At 43.0% G+C, this 12910-nt stretch carries 19 protein-coding genes and 1 pseudogene; 7 read left to right on the top strand and 13 right to left on the bottom strand.

The genetic code is table 11. The features are described from left to right. Nucleotides 1-358 precede the first annotated feature (358 nt). Entirely contained in the window at nucleotides 359-538 is a 180-nt protein-coding gene (locus ACZ5N7_RS16955; protein ID WP_464655798.1) for a hypothetical protein, read from the top strand. Between the two features lie 191 nt (nucleotides 539-729). Here the strand turns inward: ACZ5N7_RS16955 and ACZ5N7_RS16950 are convergent, their stop codons facing one another. Together ACZ5N7_RS16950 and ACZ5N7_RS16945 are read right to left on the bottom strand one after the other, a co-directional pair. Further along, nucleotides 730-1140, bottom strand: coding sequence for a hypothetical protein (locus tag ACZ5N7_RS16950; protein ID WP_464655797.1), 411 nt, complete (start codon nucleotides 1138-1140; stop codon nucleotides 730-732). Nucleotides 1141-1255: 115 nt separating this feature from the next. Further along, a complete protein-coding gene (locus ACZ5N7_RS16945; protein WP_464655796.1) occupies nucleotides 1256-1759 on the bottom strand; it encodes a GNAT family N-acetyltransferase in 504 nt (167 codons plus the stop codon). A 431-nt stretch (nucleotides 1760-2190) separates the two neighbouring features. On the opposite strand from ACZ5N7_RS16945, the pseudogene ACZ5N7_RS16940 reads away from it, so the two are divergent. From ACZ5N7_RS16940 to ACZ5N7_RS16930, 3 genes and pseudogenes are all read left to right on the top strand, one after another. Then, a pseudogene (locus ACZ5N7_RS16940) lies at nucleotides 2191-2670 on the top strand (alkaline phosphatase PhoX); the annotation flags it as partial. Beyond that, on the top strand, nucleotides 2667-3104 hold the full coding sequence (locus tag ACZ5N7_RS16935) for an alkaline phosphatase PhoX (protein WP_464655795.1): 438 nt from the start codon (nucleotides 2667-2669) through the stop codon (nucleotides 3102-3104). The pseudogene ACZ5N7_RS16940 and the gene ACZ5N7_RS16935, both read left to right, overlap by 4 nt. A 189-nt stretch (nucleotides 3105-3293) precedes the next feature. Further along, nucleotides 3294-3971 (top strand): DUF899 domain-containing protein, encoded by a 678-nt coding sequence (locus ACZ5N7_RS16930; protein ID WP_464659323.1) that lies wholly within the window; start codon nucleotides 3294-3296, stop codon nucleotides 3969-3971. A gap of 142 nt (nucleotides 3972-4113) precedes the next feature. Here ACZ5N7_RS16930 and ACZ5N7_RS16925 read toward each other — a convergent pair whose 3' ends face one another. After that, complete coding sequence (locus tag ACZ5N7_RS16925; RefSeq protein ID WP_464655794.1) at nucleotides 4114-5316, bottom strand: IS110 family RNA-guided transposase; 1203 nt, start codon at nucleotides 5314-5316, stop codon at nucleotides 4114-4116. Between the two features lie 655 nt (nucleotides 5317-5971). On the opposite strand from ACZ5N7_RS16925, the gene ACZ5N7_RS16920 reads away from it, so the two are divergent. The 3 genes from ACZ5N7_RS16920 to ACZ5N7_RS16910 all read left to right on the top strand — a co-directional run bounded on the left by ACZ5N7_RS16920 (nucleotide 5972) and on the right by ACZ5N7_RS16910 (nucleotide 7039). Beyond that, the gene (locus ACZ5N7_RS16920; protein WP_464655793.1) at nucleotides 5972-6169 is read left to right on the top strand and encodes a helix-turn-helix domain-containing protein; all 198 of its coding nucleotides are present in this window, start codon (nucleotides 5972-5974) and stop codon (nucleotides 6167-6169) included. 240 nt (nucleotides 6170-6409) lie between these two features. Further along, complete coding sequence (locus tag ACZ5N7_RS16915; RefSeq protein WP_464655792.1) at nucleotides 6410-6673, top strand: helix-turn-helix domain-containing protein; 264 nt, start codon at nucleotides 6410-6412, stop codon at nucleotides 6671-6673. Between the two features lie 39 nt (nucleotides 6674-6712). Beyond that, on the top strand, nucleotides 6713-7039 hold the full coding sequence (locus ACZ5N7_RS16910) for a hypothetical protein (RefSeq protein WP_464655791.1): 327 nt from the start codon (nucleotides 6713-6715) through the stop codon (nucleotides 7037-7039). Nucleotides 7040-7481: 442 nt separating this feature from the next. Here the strand turns inward: ACZ5N7_RS16910 and ACZ5N7_RS16905 are convergent, their stop codons facing one another. The 10 genes from ACZ5N7_RS16905 to ACZ5N7_RS16860 all read right to left on the bottom strand — a co-directional run bounded on the left by ACZ5N7_RS16905 (nucleotide 7482) and on the right by ACZ5N7_RS16860 (nucleotide 12645). After that, nucleotides 7482-7865, bottom strand: coding sequence for a DUF302 domain-containing protein (locus tag ACZ5N7_RS16905; RefSeq protein ID WP_464655790.1), 384 nt, complete (start codon nucleotides 7863-7865; stop codon nucleotides 7482-7484). Between the two features lie 450 nt (nucleotides 7866-8315). Further along, nucleotides 8316-8732, bottom strand: a complete 417-nt coding sequence (locus ACZ5N7_RS16900; protein ID WP_464655789.1) for a rhodanese-like domain-containing protein — start codon at nucleotides 8730-8732, stop codon at nucleotides 8316-8318. Nucleotides 8733-8756: 24 nt separating this feature from the next. Beyond that, nucleotides 8757-9023 (bottom strand): metal-sensitive transcriptional regulator, encoded by a 267-nt coding sequence (locus tag ACZ5N7_RS16895; RefSeq protein ID WP_464659321.1) that lies wholly within the window; start codon nucleotides 9021-9023, stop codon nucleotides 8757-8759. A gap of 83 nt (nucleotides 9024-9106) precedes the next feature. Beyond that, the gene (locus tag ACZ5N7_RS16890; RefSeq protein ID WP_464655788.1) at nucleotides 9107-9589 is read right to left on the bottom strand and encodes a DsrE/DsrF/DrsH-like family protein; all 483 of its coding nucleotides are present in this window, start codon (nucleotides 9587-9589) and stop codon (nucleotides 9107-9109) included. 80 nt (nucleotides 9590-9669) lie between these two features. Continuing rightward, nucleotides 9670-10068: a rhodanese-like domain-containing protein gene (locus ACZ5N7_RS16885; RefSeq protein WP_464655787.1), complete on the bottom strand. Its 399-nt coding sequence runs from the start codon at nucleotides 10066-10068 to the stop codon at nucleotides 9670-9672. A gap of 179 nt (nucleotides 10069-10247) precedes the next feature. Next, complete coding sequence (locus ACZ5N7_RS16880; protein WP_464655786.1) at nucleotides 10248-10472, bottom strand: sulfurtransferase TusA family protein; 225 nt, start codon at nucleotides 10470-10472, stop codon at nucleotides 10248-10250. A gap of 51 nt (nucleotides 10473-10523) precedes the next feature. Further along, the gene (locus tag ACZ5N7_RS16875; RefSeq protein ID WP_464655785.1) at nucleotides 10524-10922 is read right to left on the bottom strand and encodes a DsrE/DsrF/DrsH-like family protein; all 399 of its coding nucleotides are present in this window, start codon (nucleotides 10920-10922) and stop codon (nucleotides 10524-10526) included. 22 nt (nucleotides 10923-10944) lie between these two features. Then, nucleotides 10945-11517 (bottom strand): sulfurtransferase TusA family protein, encoded by a 573-nt coding sequence (locus ACZ5N7_RS16870; RefSeq protein ID WP_464655784.1) that lies wholly within the window; start codon nucleotides 11515-11517, stop codon nucleotides 10945-10947. A gap of 26 nt (nucleotides 11518-11543) precedes the next feature. Further along, the gene (locus tag ACZ5N7_RS16865) at nucleotides 11544-11852 is read right to left on the bottom strand and encodes a rhodanese-like domain-containing protein (protein WP_464655783.1); all 309 of its coding nucleotides are present in this window, start codon (nucleotides 11850-11852) and stop codon (nucleotides 11544-11546) included. 13 nt (nucleotides 11853-11865) lie between these two features. Further along, entirely contained in the window at nucleotides 11866-12645 is a 780-nt protein-coding gene (locus tag ACZ5N7_RS16860) for a sulfite exporter TauE/SafE family protein (protein WP_464655782.1), read from the bottom strand. Between the last annotated feature and the right edge of the window lie 265 nt (nucleotides 12646-12910).

The following is a 12910-nucleotide window of genomic DNA, read 5'->3' as shown; positions in this document are numbered from 1 at the left end:
GTATTGAACATGATTCAATGTATGGTGCGGAATCCGCACTTGTTACTAAGGCAAACGCCTATTTTTTGGGCCTTTGTACCAGAGAATTACGAGAGGTTGTGTCGCCGGAGCCTTAAAGAAACGGATGAGGATGCGGATTCAGCCCAGTTCATTCTTGCGAATGCCCTCCTCCAAGAATGTGCTTGCCCGGCCCGATATAACCTTCCAATATCCCTCAACCAAATAAACACTTATCTCTTCTACATCGACAAAAATGGTAACAATCCGACAATGCAATACGACAATCTTTATTCTAAAGTAATCTTATAATGGAGATAGTCTACATCTCTATTGAGACGTATGGGAGGATGAATCGGAAATGGATGATCACTTTCTAAAAAGATTACACTCACTTAGTCGTCGCGATGAATTGAGATCGAAATTGCTGATTGCCGGTGTTAAGCGTAAACTGCAAGAAAATAAGGAAAAGACGCTCATTAATAAATTCTTTAAAAAAAGCAAAAAGAAAACGATGACAGCAAAAGGCTGGATTGAATGAAGGGACTTTCGAGAATCTAATTCAGTTAAGGCATATCTTCGTAGCTCATCTATCCCCTTCTCATCGAGCTCAGCCCAAATCGACGCCTTAAAAGCAATAGTCTGTGTTTCATTGTTCAATTCAAGAATCGATGATAATGCATCGATTGGCGTTTTAAGCAGCGACCTTGTGCGGCCAATCGTAAAATCGCCCTAGCTGAAGGCTGCTCCATTGGGTGGAGAATCTACTTTTCTTCCTATCCCGTTGCTATGTTGATAATATGCTAAAAACCGTTCAGCAACTTTGTTGAACGGTACGTCTTGATTATGTGACTCGAGATACTCATCGATCATAGATAGAATAAGAACCATTTTATAAGACTTTTGTTTGTTCTGAAAAATCTTCAGATTAACCTCGACATCGCTTAGTAACGGTGCAGGTTGTTCTGTTTTCATTCGGATTATTTTTCTTTGAATAAATTCGGAAACTTCTACATCATAAACAATAAGCTCGTCAGAATTAATCCTTCTGAGCTCAGGATCAACACTAAATCTACACTTCATAGTAAAAGAAATCATGGAAATGTACTTTACATTTTTATAACCAGTTATTATTGTGTACACCTGATTCCACTCCCGCGAAATGCCTCGGGTGACCAAGGGTCGGCTAATGCCGTCCCGATGCGTGAATACGGTGTAATACGATGCCGGGGCTTCTTGAGAAGCCAACAAAATTTCTTTATTGTAATTGTTTTTCCATTGTAATGTATGAATGCTTTCTTAACGGGTAGCGTACTTCTCCTATTTCTTTATATCCATTTCGTGTGTATAGTGCTTTAGCTGTTTCATTAATTTTATATACATCAATTCGTACACTTGTATATCCCTTTTGGATTGCCAAATTCTCTATGTACTGTAATAAAAGCTTGCCTAAACCTTTACCTTGATGGTCCGGATCAACTGCAAGACGATGAATACAGCATGGTTTTCCTTCTTTATCGCTCCAGTTTAATGTTTGATATTGCTGGCTTTGTATATCATCGAGCGTAACTACGGCTATTAATTCATTTCCATCTGTAATTCCATGCATGGTTCCATTCTTTATGTCAGCCTTATAATTAGATCGATTTGGATAAATCCATTTCCACTGATCATTATTCTGCTTCTTTAAATCTATTTTAATTTTTTTGAAAATTTTCAATACAGATGGTAAGTTATCCGATAGAACCAGTTGAATGTTCATTATTGAAATTGCTCCTTTTGATTTTATAGGTTTCCCTGGTTTCGTATAACATCATATTTACGAACTCCGTAAATTCCCCACACTTCAGATATTCGTTAAGTGCTTAAATTTTCCTGCATGCTTTGTTTCGCCACCCTTTTACATCACACCCTATGTCTTTCGGGTTCCGCCGAATTTTTTTTCGAACTCGCTAATCTGCTTGTTTATCCATTCGAGTTCTTGCTCTGCGGTACGGCTTCTCGATCAAAATCGGTTCGCAATGCAACACGAGTACAGGGTACTTTAGCCAATCGCTCCGTAACCGCAACATTATGGGGAACGGCGCTGAGCGGCGAAGGCTTGTATGACGAATCAAGCCGGCACGCCGGCCTGGATCCCGCTCATTACGGAAGGATGACCGAAATCGACCCGTTTGATGCCGCTTCAAACCGCGCAAGCATACGGCGCTCGGCCGTTTTCACCATGCGGGTGCCGTTATGAAGCTGTCAGACACTGGCAAGCTTGTCATCTATATGGGGGACTCGAGCGGCGGATGCCTCTTCAAATTCGTCAGCAGCGGCACTTTCGACGCCGCCAAAGGACGCTACAATTCGGAGCTGCTCACGGAGGGAGCATTGTATGCGGCGCATTTAGCAGACGGTACCTGTATTCCGCTTAAGATGGAAGCTGTTGGGAAACAATTGAAGCGTTCCGACTTCGTCCTTCCGCGCTTAATAGGGTACAGTCAAGAGCAGCTGCTTTCGCTGCTGCAAGAGGAGGCAGATACATATGTATATGCGACGGAGGCCGCTCTCATCCTGGGGGCAACGCCTCTTGACCGTCAAGGGGATATCGCTATCCGACCTGCCGATAATGCTCCCTACGTCTCGTTTATCCACAACGACGCGCAAGGAAATGTGTATGGCAAGTGATTCGCATCGAAGAACTAAGCGGCGCGGCCGGAGATCGCTTCGAAATGGATATCATTGTAACAGGCGGCCGTCCAAGCGGATTCAGATCACCGCGGGACCTCACCTTCGACAACTCCGGGCAGCTCTGGATCGCAAGCGACATCGCTCCGGACAAACTGCATTCGGGAACGTATCAATCGTTCGGAAACAACGGCCTGTACGTGATCGCCACAAAGACGAAAAGTTCCGAGCTCTCGATCACACAGTTTGCATCAGCCCCAACAGGGGCGGCCTTCGCAGGTCCCGCTTTCGTTCCGAACGAACATACGATGTTTGTTTCTGTCCAGCACCCGGGTGGCGAATATTCATCCGATTCCCAATCGTCGACCCTATGGCCAAACCGATTGGGCGATAGCATTCCACGTACTGCTATCGTTGCTATTCACGGTCAATAATCGAATTAACAGTTGAAGCCAAATGAGGAATTTTTCCACGGGTGTCGACCGTTCATAAACTGATCTCCCGTCATTTAAATTGGATGGCTAAAATGAGGGTCACCAACAAAAATAAAAGGATTTACTCTCATCTATTCCAGTCCCGCTTCTTCTGATGCAATTCTTGCTAGGGCCGACCAATCTTAGTGGATTGAAGCGAGGAAGGAACTATTGCGTAAAGAAAAGGAATTCACGAAACTGCGGGATGAACTCACACAGCAGAGACGTGACCTCCCGTGGGAAGCCGTCAGCAAATCATACACATTCGACGGACCAAACGGTAAGATGTCACTGTCTGATTTATTTGCAGGCAGAAGTCAATTAATTGTGTACCATTTCATGTTCAATCCTAATTGGGATCAAGGATGCAAACATTGTTCCTTTTGGGCAGATCACTATAGTGGGATGATCCCACACTTAAATCACCGTGATGTGACTTTCGTATGTATTTCGCGTGCATCATTGGAAAAACTGGAAGCGTTCAAAAATCGAATGGGCTGGACATTTCCTTGGTATTCTTCGGGAAATACGGATTTTAATTATGATTTCCAAGCTTCATTTACGGATGAAGAAGTAGAGAAGAAGGAAGCATTTTACAACTATATGCTTCAGAATCCAATGACTACAGATAGAGAAGGCGTAAGCGTCTTCTATAAGGATGAAGAAGGAGATATTTTTCATACATACTCGACATACGCTAGGGGCATTGACATGGTGAACATCACGTACCAGTTTCTCGACTTAGTACCGAAGGGGCGGCAAGACGATCGTGGACTGCGGCATCATGACCAATACGTTGCAAAATATAAGCGTTACACGGGATGCTGACTGAACTAAAACCAGCTAATAGTTTGTCAACATTTTTCTCTTAAATTTAGTTTGAGATGGAAGTATACTGAAAAATAGGCACACTAAATAATCCTCCCTCAGCATACTGGAAGGTTTTACATCCGAACGATAAATTTGGTAACTAAGCTATGTCGACAAAGCTTTCTTTCTTCACTAATAGGGCATAAATCCAGTGAAGGAGCTTGTTAACACAGGCGATGAGGGCAGCGCGATAAGGCTTGCCTTCTTCGCGTTTCTTGTCGTAAAACTGACGTAATTTTTTAGATCCTGTCTTCTTCAAACCGCACAGTACGGCGAGATATAAGGCGTGACGAAGCTTCTTAGACCCACGTTTCGTAATGCGATTGGTTGTCGCTGTGAACTTACCTGAAGAATAAACACTAGGATCAATTCCTGCGAAAGCAACCAACTTTTTTGCATGATTAAACCGATGGATTGCCCCGATCTCAGACAGAATCGTTGCAGCGATTTTGCTACCTATACCGGGAATCGATTGGATAATCTCATAAGCTTCAACTTCTTTAGCAAGGGCATCGATCTGGCTTTGCAGGTGGGAAAGATGCTCTTGGTACTGAAAGAGTAGATCGATGTATAACGCTAGGCTTATAAGATGGCTCGTATAGTTTACTTTCTGAAAAGGATTGTTTGTTGCGGCGGCCACGATATGGCTTGCTTTGTCAGTAGCCCAGCGCTCAGAACGGCTGGGGCAGAGGCAGGCAATTACATATGCAATGCTAGATTCACCGGCTGCTTGAAAAGCCTCAGGGGTCGTAAACTGTTTTAGAAGCTGTAATGAAACTCTCGAATAGAGATCACCGAAAATACCTCTGTAATCCGGGAAGACCTGATCTAAGACTGCTTGGAACTGCAGTTTAACCTGTACATACATTTGCGTTAGAGAGTTAAACTGACGTGTCAGGTGTCTAAGATTCAGTAGCTGAACTCCGCGTTGTTTATGGTCTTCAAATTCCTCTTTGTAGTACAATTCGCATAGCCGAAAGGCATCGACTGCATCTGTTTTTACTTTGCATAGACTTGATTTCTTAGCTTGATGAGAAATGAGTGGGTTTACAACTAAAGACAGGATACCGTGTTCCTCTAGGAACTGAATAACGGCCTGATGATAGTGCCCCGTCGACTCCAAGATGACAGCTGGGGTTTTCCCAGTCCTATCTTGTACGTTTGTAATGATGCCTAAAAGCTGGCTAAGACCTTCTTGGTTATGCTGAAAACAAAACGAATGCCCGAAGGGTTTGCCCTTGTCTAAGAAGACTTGTCCATCACTTTTTCCTTTTGAAATATCTAGGCCAATGACTGGATTCATAAAACACTCTCCCTTATAAAATTGCCGGTACCCCTAAGCACTGCTCGTAGTTCCACAACATCGCTTGTTATGCGAGATCTATTCGTCTCAACCAGCTTAAACATGGTTTCTACAAGTAGGGGGCGATCAGTTTTAGCGACGGGTTACAGACCCAGGGGAACGACCGATCTGCCCCGGCTACCGAGAAATACACCACTAAAATGAAAAGAGGTCAACCAGTAAAAACTGGCTGACCTCATAATACGACGGAGAACGATAGTTCAGAATTAACCGCGTAATGATAGGGCGGTTTTTCTTTTGGTCAGATATCAACAATCAAGGATAACAGAGCCAACTAAAAAAGACGGTCAGCTCTCGCGGATTAGTCCGCCCGCTGCCGTCTTTTCTATGCGCATGGTCAATAAAAGCTATCGTTTTTCTGGCTGTGACTGCTCTTTTTCTTTTTGCTGTCTGAGCTCAGCTTTTCGTTTAAACTCCGGCTCTTGTATAAGCCTTGCCACAAGCACATGTAGTTTATGGATCGCTTCTGGTGAAGGCTTATTTAATTCGATCAGTCAATTTATTCACCTCGCCGCTTATAGCCTTTACATTAAGGGTAGGCTAATTAGAGGAAATGAATACATGCTATCCCATGCTTAAAGAAACGGAGATTCGTGTGACCACAAGAAAAAAGCTCTTAAGGGCGGAAGAGCTGCCCGATATTCTAACTCCGCAACACGTTGCTGACTACCTCGGGATCTCCCGCCGGCGTGTTTATGAGTATTGTCAGATGACCGAAGCTGCGGGAGGACTGCCGAGCTTCACGATCGGCGCCTCCCGCAAAATAAAAAAGACGCTCTTCTCCAATGGATAGCGTTGCAAGAACAAAAGGCAAGACGGCCAGCTGTCCGGGATTAGTCCGCCGCTCCGGGGTCGATGCCTAGCTATCTGAATTTGTAAGCACCAAATCGTTAATCACTTGCCTTAAATGGGATCCTTATGAGGAACGACTTAATCACTATATTAATCACAATAATTCTCTCTCTCCTCCAGTGAGCTTAGTATGAGAAAAGTCTGCCTGTTCGGTTATAATACGAACAGGAGGTTATGCTTTATGCTGAATGATATTGAGCGGAAGATGTTACGTGTGATTGCCAATTTCTCAGCTGGGCGCCGGCGAATGCCAACGATAAAAGAACTCTGCGTGAAGACGGGCCGCAGCCGGTCCGGAGTGATTTCCGTTCTGGCCATCTTAGCTCATCATGGTTTCATTGAATGGAGTAAAGAGCGGCCAGAAGAGATGGAGCTGCTGTTAGCATGGGAGCCGGGGCAAAAGAAAACCACAGCCAAAATAAACCTGCCATATGGCCGCCGCTGAACTGGAGTTAAGTAATATTGCAACAGAGGAGGCTAATTCATGAGTTTGGCGGAAGACTTTTTTAGTAAACTGGAGAAGTGTGAGCCCACGATGCGACAAAGCCTGCAAACCATCCAGCAAGTAACCAGCAGGGATAAGACCCATACTGCTGTTTGGGCTGCAGGTTGTCTTTCAAAAATAATAGGCATCATTGATAGCGTGGATGACGTCGAGCGTTTGATTTCAGTGGCAAAGTCACAAAACCCAAATTTGGATCATGTGCTTGCGATGAATAAAGCATCGTGCACTTACGATAATCTTCTTAGTTTGATGTCGGAGGACAAGAACATACATCGTTATAGGACAAGAACTTGCATTGTTAAATGAAATTCTGATTCTGCTTGGATGTAGAATTAAAAATCAAATGACAAGAAATATTACCGATTCAAATTTGTGATAATATTTTTTATCAGTTTATCATGGATATTTAATTTTATGTCCCACTGTTGACCACCGTAAAGCGATTTACACATTTTCTTAATGAAGTCCTTCTGGATTTTCATATCTATTCAATACACTGGGATACGTCGTATTGTAGGTATTGTTGTTTAACCCATTTAAAAAACTGTTTTATAGCGGAAACGATGCGCGCTCTTGCAGTCGGGGATAGACATGCTTTGAGGGTTGCTGCTATCGACCGGCGCTTTCTGTTAATTCTTACTTTCTCCATAAGTTCTTCTGTTTTCTCAAAGTTTTGCAGTGTTTTCTTCATAACCGTCAGTGGCTTGAGCGAAAAAATGCCGAAGCAACCCAAAACTTGTCCGATTGATCATATACTTTGATCAATACATGACTTCAACCGTGCTTCCACATCTTCAGCTATTGTCTGCAGCGCTTCTCCTCCTACCATTCCGATCAATGACGTAGGTTTGGGCATGCCGATTTTTACCGCCTGGCCTTTTTCATAAATAACGATCTTGCAAGGCAAGAAGTACCCAACGATTCGATTCTCACTTAGAACCCGATTTGCTTCAACCGGATTACACACTTCCAGAATGTGATATTTTTCTTCGAAGCCTAACCCCTTCTCCTGCAATTTCGCCTGCAAGTCCAGGTGCCAAAGAACACCAAATCCCTCCTTCTTTAAATTCTGTTCCAACGAGGCTATGGCTTCATTCACTGGCTTATGCGTCCCTACCGTATAATGGAACATAGGAGTTCATCTGCCTTTCCTAAATTTTTTTGTTTTCATTCTTAAACGTTTATACTATAATTCTTAGTAAATACATCGGATTTGGAGGTTTATCTTATGCCGATATTTCATAAATGGTTTCACGAGTTGTGCCCAGTGTGCAATTCTGCTCTGACCGCTGAAAAATCTAAAGTGTTGATTGGCCATGTCGTGAAAGCCTGCCCCCATGGGCATTACAAAAAAGAATTCTTACCGGCTCTCGAAGGTTATGTGGAGCATTACTCGATAAAAACTGGTACCAGATAAGTTTATGTAACCCCAATATTTTTATGTAAAACAATCATTAGCGATTATCCGCTAATGATTGCACTTTGCTTAACTTTTAATCTCGTCGTCTGACTGACAGCTTTCACAATAATTTTTTCACGGCTTTAAGTGCGGCCTCCGGACTCTACATATGCAAAAAAATCATTAGCGTTTAACCGCTAATGATTTTTCACTATATTTAGCCAGTTTTCCTTGCCAAGATGAGATGCCGCCCTGCAAATGAGTTAATTCGGGGATCCCGCATTTCTTAAGAGTCTTAGCAGCTTGTTTACTTCGCATTCCACTTCGGCAATACAAGTAAACTTTCTTGTCCTTTGGAATTTCGCCCACCCTATTTTTAAGCTGGGATAGCGGGATATTCACTGCTCCAGGGATGTAACCTTGCTTCAGCTCAACAGGCTCCCGAACATCGATCAGCATTTGGTTTTTGTTACTTTCAAGCTCCTTCTGAAATTCATTCGCATTTAAGGTTTTAAGCCCGTTGACACCTACCAACCTCGAATAAGTAAACCAAATCAGTAAAGCGCCGATAACTATATCAATAATGAGTTTGTTATCCATAACAAAACCCCTCGTTCTCTTTATTTAACGACTTTTTACCAGTAAATCAACGGCCTGGCGCACCAATTTGCTGCTGTCTCGACCGGCTTCCTGTTCCTCAATGATGCATTGCTCCAAGTTGACTGCAACAATGTAAGCCATAGCCTTATCTGCCGCGCTTCTAATCGCGGATAGTTGGCTTACCACATCCTTGCAATCCTGTTCCTCCTCCATCATCTTCAAAACGCCGCGAATTTGGCCTTCGATGCGTCGTAATCGCTTTTTCACATCATCATCATATTTCAATTGAATCCTTCCTTTCGTTGATACCTGTGTAGGTATATTATTACCGAAATAATGGACAAACACAATCACAACAGAAAGGAAGGCCGTTATCAGATGAACAGATTGACCTTTGCATCTGAAGCATCACCCAAATAAGCGGCTACGCCCGCATATTCGATGCCGTCGAGCAATTCCTCCTGCTGCAGTCCAAGCAGGTCCATTGTCATTGTGCAGGCTACCAGTTTAACTCCCTGCTCTTGTGCTAATTCAATGAGCTGCGGCAAACTGAGAGCATTATGCTTTTTCATCACATGCTTGATCATTTTCGGCCCAATTCCACCGAAGTTCATTTTAGATAAGCCCATGCGGCTAGCTCCCCTCGGCATCATTTTTCCAAACATTTTCTCTAGGAAGCCTTTTTTGAGCTGCATTGGCTCATCTTTACGAAGAGCATTGAGTCCCCAAAACGTACAAAAGATCGTTACATCGTGATCATAAGCGGCTGCACCGTTTGCTATAATAAAAGCTGCGATCGCTTTATCCATATCTCCGCTGAACAGTACAATAGTAGTTTTTTCTTTGTTTTCGGCCATAAAATCCATCCTCTCACTTTTTACATATACATGTATGGATATAAATTAATTTAAAAAAGTTAAATGAACATTGTTTTCATTTATAATCCGCCATAGTTTTGATGACTATCCTTGAACTGATGATAAGCCGACATCCCATTCTCTAAAAAAGTTAAGTTCTGAAAACCACTTCTCTGCAATATTCTTGCGGCTTTTTTACTGTGGTATTTGGAATCAGCAATTAAAATAATTTCGTCGTTAACATGTAACTCTTTCTTTTTAACATGAGGCAATCGGCCCAAGGATATATTAATGGCCCCTTCCACATGATGAGCATAATAGTCACCCTGGTCCCTTACATCCAGGATTTTAACATGGTCCGTTTTCTGCTTTAGGAGATGAGAAAATGAACCGGCATCTATATATTTAAGACCCTTTACAGGACTTAGACGTCGAAACAAATAAAGTAAAAGAAAGAAAAGTATAAAATATAGGATCAAAAAGCCCTCCCCCTTATAAAAAACCTTTTTTGGTATATGATATATTATATACCATATGGGGTATATAATCAACCTGGGCTTACTGGTAATTATGTGAATGAACACTCATTTGAATGGATGGAAAATTATTAAAAAAGCCACCACCGAGCGTTCAAGTGGCAGCTCCTTTCACATTTTTATTATCCCTTTTTGACAACAAAGGTGAACACGCCATTATCTTCTCTGGATTCAATGAGTTCATGATTCGTTTGGTTGACCCAAGCCTGAAAATCTTTCATCGAGCCTTTATCCGTCGTTTGCAGCTCCATAATTTGTCCGGATTCCAACGAATCGATCCCTTTTTTCGCTTTAACAATCGGCATTGGACATGCGAGTCCTTTTGCATCAACAACTAAATTTGCCATTTAAATCATTCCTCCTGAGTGTTAGTTATAATAGCCACCGGTTGTGTTTTCTTAGAAGTTGAGAGTCACTTGCGCATCGAAGGCATAATCCAGGAACGTAGCTGCGCCTCCGAGCTCGATTCCTTCAATAAAATGCTCTTTTTCCAGGCCCATGACGTCAATAGTCATTTGACAACCGATCATGCGAACGCCGGATTCTTTGGCAATCTCGAGCAACTCCTTGATCGATGGTACATTTGCCCGTTTGAATCCTTCCGCAAAGCCCTCGTTACCCGGCTTAAGCGTCAGCATTTGTTCGGAATCCTTATGAATAATAGACAGCCCTTCAAAGGTGAAGAAAATCGCCACTTCTGAATCCAATGCAGCCGCTGCTGTAGCGATATTCAGAACTTTATAAGCCGTTTCCAAACCACCGTTGGATGCGATAATTGCAACTCGTTTATTAGCCATTTTCTATTTCTCCTTTGATTTTTTAGTCATTTTCTATTTCGTCTGTCCATTCGGTCATGCCCGGGACTACGTTTTTTACGTGGTTAAAGCCTTTTTCTGAAAGCAGCTGGCAGGCCATATCGCTTCGATTACCTGTTCGGCATACCACATAATACTCTTTAGCCGGATCAAGCTGGGCGAGTTTTTCTTCAAGCTGTCCAAACGGCATCGAAATAGCTCCAGGAATACGACCGAAAGCATATTCGGCAGGTTCACGCACATCAATGATGTTAATTCCTTCGTTAGCTGAAAGCTTACTCTTTACATCCTCAAGGCTCACTGTATGGGGATATGTTTTCTCAGGCTGGGTTTCAGAAGCATCAGCTTTTCTGATAAAATGCCGAAATACGCCATTTTCTTCTTTCAAGCCGATATATTGATGCCCTGTGCGACTGGTCCAACCTTTGAGATCGGCCACCGATCCTTTGTCCGTAGCCCGGACCTCCAGCACTTCGCCTGCTTGCATGTCATCTATGGCCTTCTTGGTTCGAACAACCGGAAGAGGACAAGCCAACCCTTCACATTCCAACGTACGGTCCACTTGCAGTGTAGTCATTATTTTTCCCTCCTGTTATAAGCTGCTTATTTGCCGTATTTCATATCCCCGGTCCAGACCGACATACCACCTGGCATATTAATTACGTTGTAACCGAGGGGAGCTAGATAGTCACAAGCCCTTTTACTTCTGTTTCCGCCGCGGCACACAACAATCGTTTCTTGTTTAGGATCGATTTCATTGAGCGCTCTTGGTATTTCACCAAGCGGGATATGCTTCGCTCCTGGAATATGGCCAGATTCCCATTCATCGTGTTCACGAACATCGAGAATGTTAACCGGCTCGCGCCGCTGAATTCTTAACAACACCTCTTCGGGCAGCTGCTCTTTATACATAGGTCCGACCTCCTTAGAATAAAATAGAAATCCATATCTTAATCACAGTCGCTGTTATTAAAGCGGCTAAAATCCATTGTAGATATCGGGTATTCATCTTTTTGCTTAATTTCGCCCCGAGAGGAGAGGCAATTGTACTTGCAACAATCAGTACAATGGATGGAATGAGCAGCATATGCCCTCCTATCAGCTTGCCTGCTGTCGATCCGATCGAAGATATAAACGTGATCGCTAAGGACGATGCTATGGCGACCCTTATAGGAATTTTCAGGACTACAAGCATCACCGGGACGGTGATAAAGGCTCCTGCAGCTCCAACAATTCCTGATACCACTCCGATAATTAAGGCTAAGATTGCAGCTAAGGGCTTATTAAACTTCAATTGGCTGACATCTTGCGAATCATTGCCTTTTTTAGGAAGAAACATCATAACCGCTGCGATCAAAGCCAGGACAGCATAGACCAAGTTAATTACCGAACTCGGTAATGAGTTGGAAACAAAACTTCCCAAGAAGCTGCCGATGACGATGGCAGTGCCCATATTCAATACTAATTTTTTGTTTAACAGTCCGCCTTTACGGAACACAAGCATTCCCATCATACTTGCGAAGAAGACCTGAACGGCGCTGATGGCCGTCACTTCTTGTGCGCTGAAGGCCGCAAAGCCTAATGCTGGAGGAATAAAAAGCAGCATGGGGTAATTGATAATGGAACCACCAATTCCCACCATTCCCGAAATAAAAGAACCCAAGAAACCGATGGCAAAGAGGGTGATCATCCATTCCAAATGCATTGTCTTCCCCTTCCCTGCTAAAATCAGAGTTAGTTTACTCTAATTAACAAAATACTATATACCTTATGGGGTATGTCGAATTCTAAAAAAATTTGATTTACTAAACAGTCTGTTCGGTCCGTGCAATTGATCACTACTAATACCCGTATAGGTATACTGTTAATATACAGGATTATTTCATGGTCGTCAACAAGCTTAACCGCCGACAACACCGTCTACAAAAACGCTAGCTTGAGATCGTTTAGAAAACAGCTTTTTCCGGCAA

It is taken from the genome of Paenibacillus sp. JCM 18996 (assembly GCF_055392555.1).
The sequence above is the reverse complement of the archived record's forward strand: the minus strand, read 5'-3'. Positions and strand labels throughout refer to the sequence as shown.

Coding starts and splice junctions, on each gene's coding strand:
- ACZ5N7_RS16955 (WP_464655798.1), top strand. CDS start 359: ATGGATGATCACTTTCTAAAAAGATTACACTCACTTAGTCGTCGCGAT.
- ACZ5N7_RS16945 (WP_464655796.1), bottom strand. CDS start 1,759: ATGAACATTCAACTGGTTCTATCGGATAACTTACCATCTGTATTGAAA.
- ACZ5N7_RS16925 (WP_464655794.1), bottom strand. CDS start 5,316: ATGAATCCAGTCATTGGCCTAGATATTTCAAAAGGAAAAAGTGATGGA.
- ACZ5N7_RS16915 (WP_464655792.1), top strand. CDS start 6,410: ATGCTGAATGATATTGAGCGGAAGATGTTACGTGTGATTGCCAATTTC.
- ACZ5N7_RS16910 (WP_464655791.1), top strand. CDS start 6,713: ATGAGTTTGGCGGAAGACTTTTTTAGTAAACTGGAGAAGTGTGAGCCC.
- ACZ5N7_RS16905 (WP_464655790.1), bottom strand. CDS start 7,865: ATGTTCCATTATACGGTAGGGACGCATAAGCCAGTGAATGAAGCCATA.
- ACZ5N7_RS16900 (WP_464655789.1), bottom strand. CDS start 8,732: ATGGATAACAAACTCATTATTGATATAGTTATCGGCGCTTTACTGATT.
- ACZ5N7_RS16890 (WP_464655788.1), bottom strand. CDS start 9,589: ATGGCCGAAAACAAAGAAAAAACTACTATTGTACTGTTCAGCGGAGAT.
- ACZ5N7_RS16880 (WP_464655786.1), bottom strand. CDS start 10,472: ATGGCAAATTTAGTTGTTGATGCAAAAGGACTCGCATGTCCAATGCCG.
- ACZ5N7_RS16875 (WP_464655785.1), bottom strand. CDS start 10,922: ATGGCTAATAAACGAGTTGCAATTATCGCATCCAACGGTGGTTTGGAA.
- ACZ5N7_RS16870 (WP_464655784.1), bottom strand. CDS start 11,517: ATGACTACACTGCAAGTGGACCGTACGTTGGAATGTGAAGGGTTGGCT.
- ACZ5N7_RS16865 (WP_464655783.1), bottom strand. CDS start 11,852: ATGTATAAAGAGCAGCTGCCCGAAGAGGTGTTGTTAAGAATTCAGCGG.
- ACZ5N7_RS16860 (WP_464655782.1), bottom strand. CDS start 12,645: ATGCATTTGGAATGGATGATCACCCTCTTTGCCATCGGTTTCTTGGGT.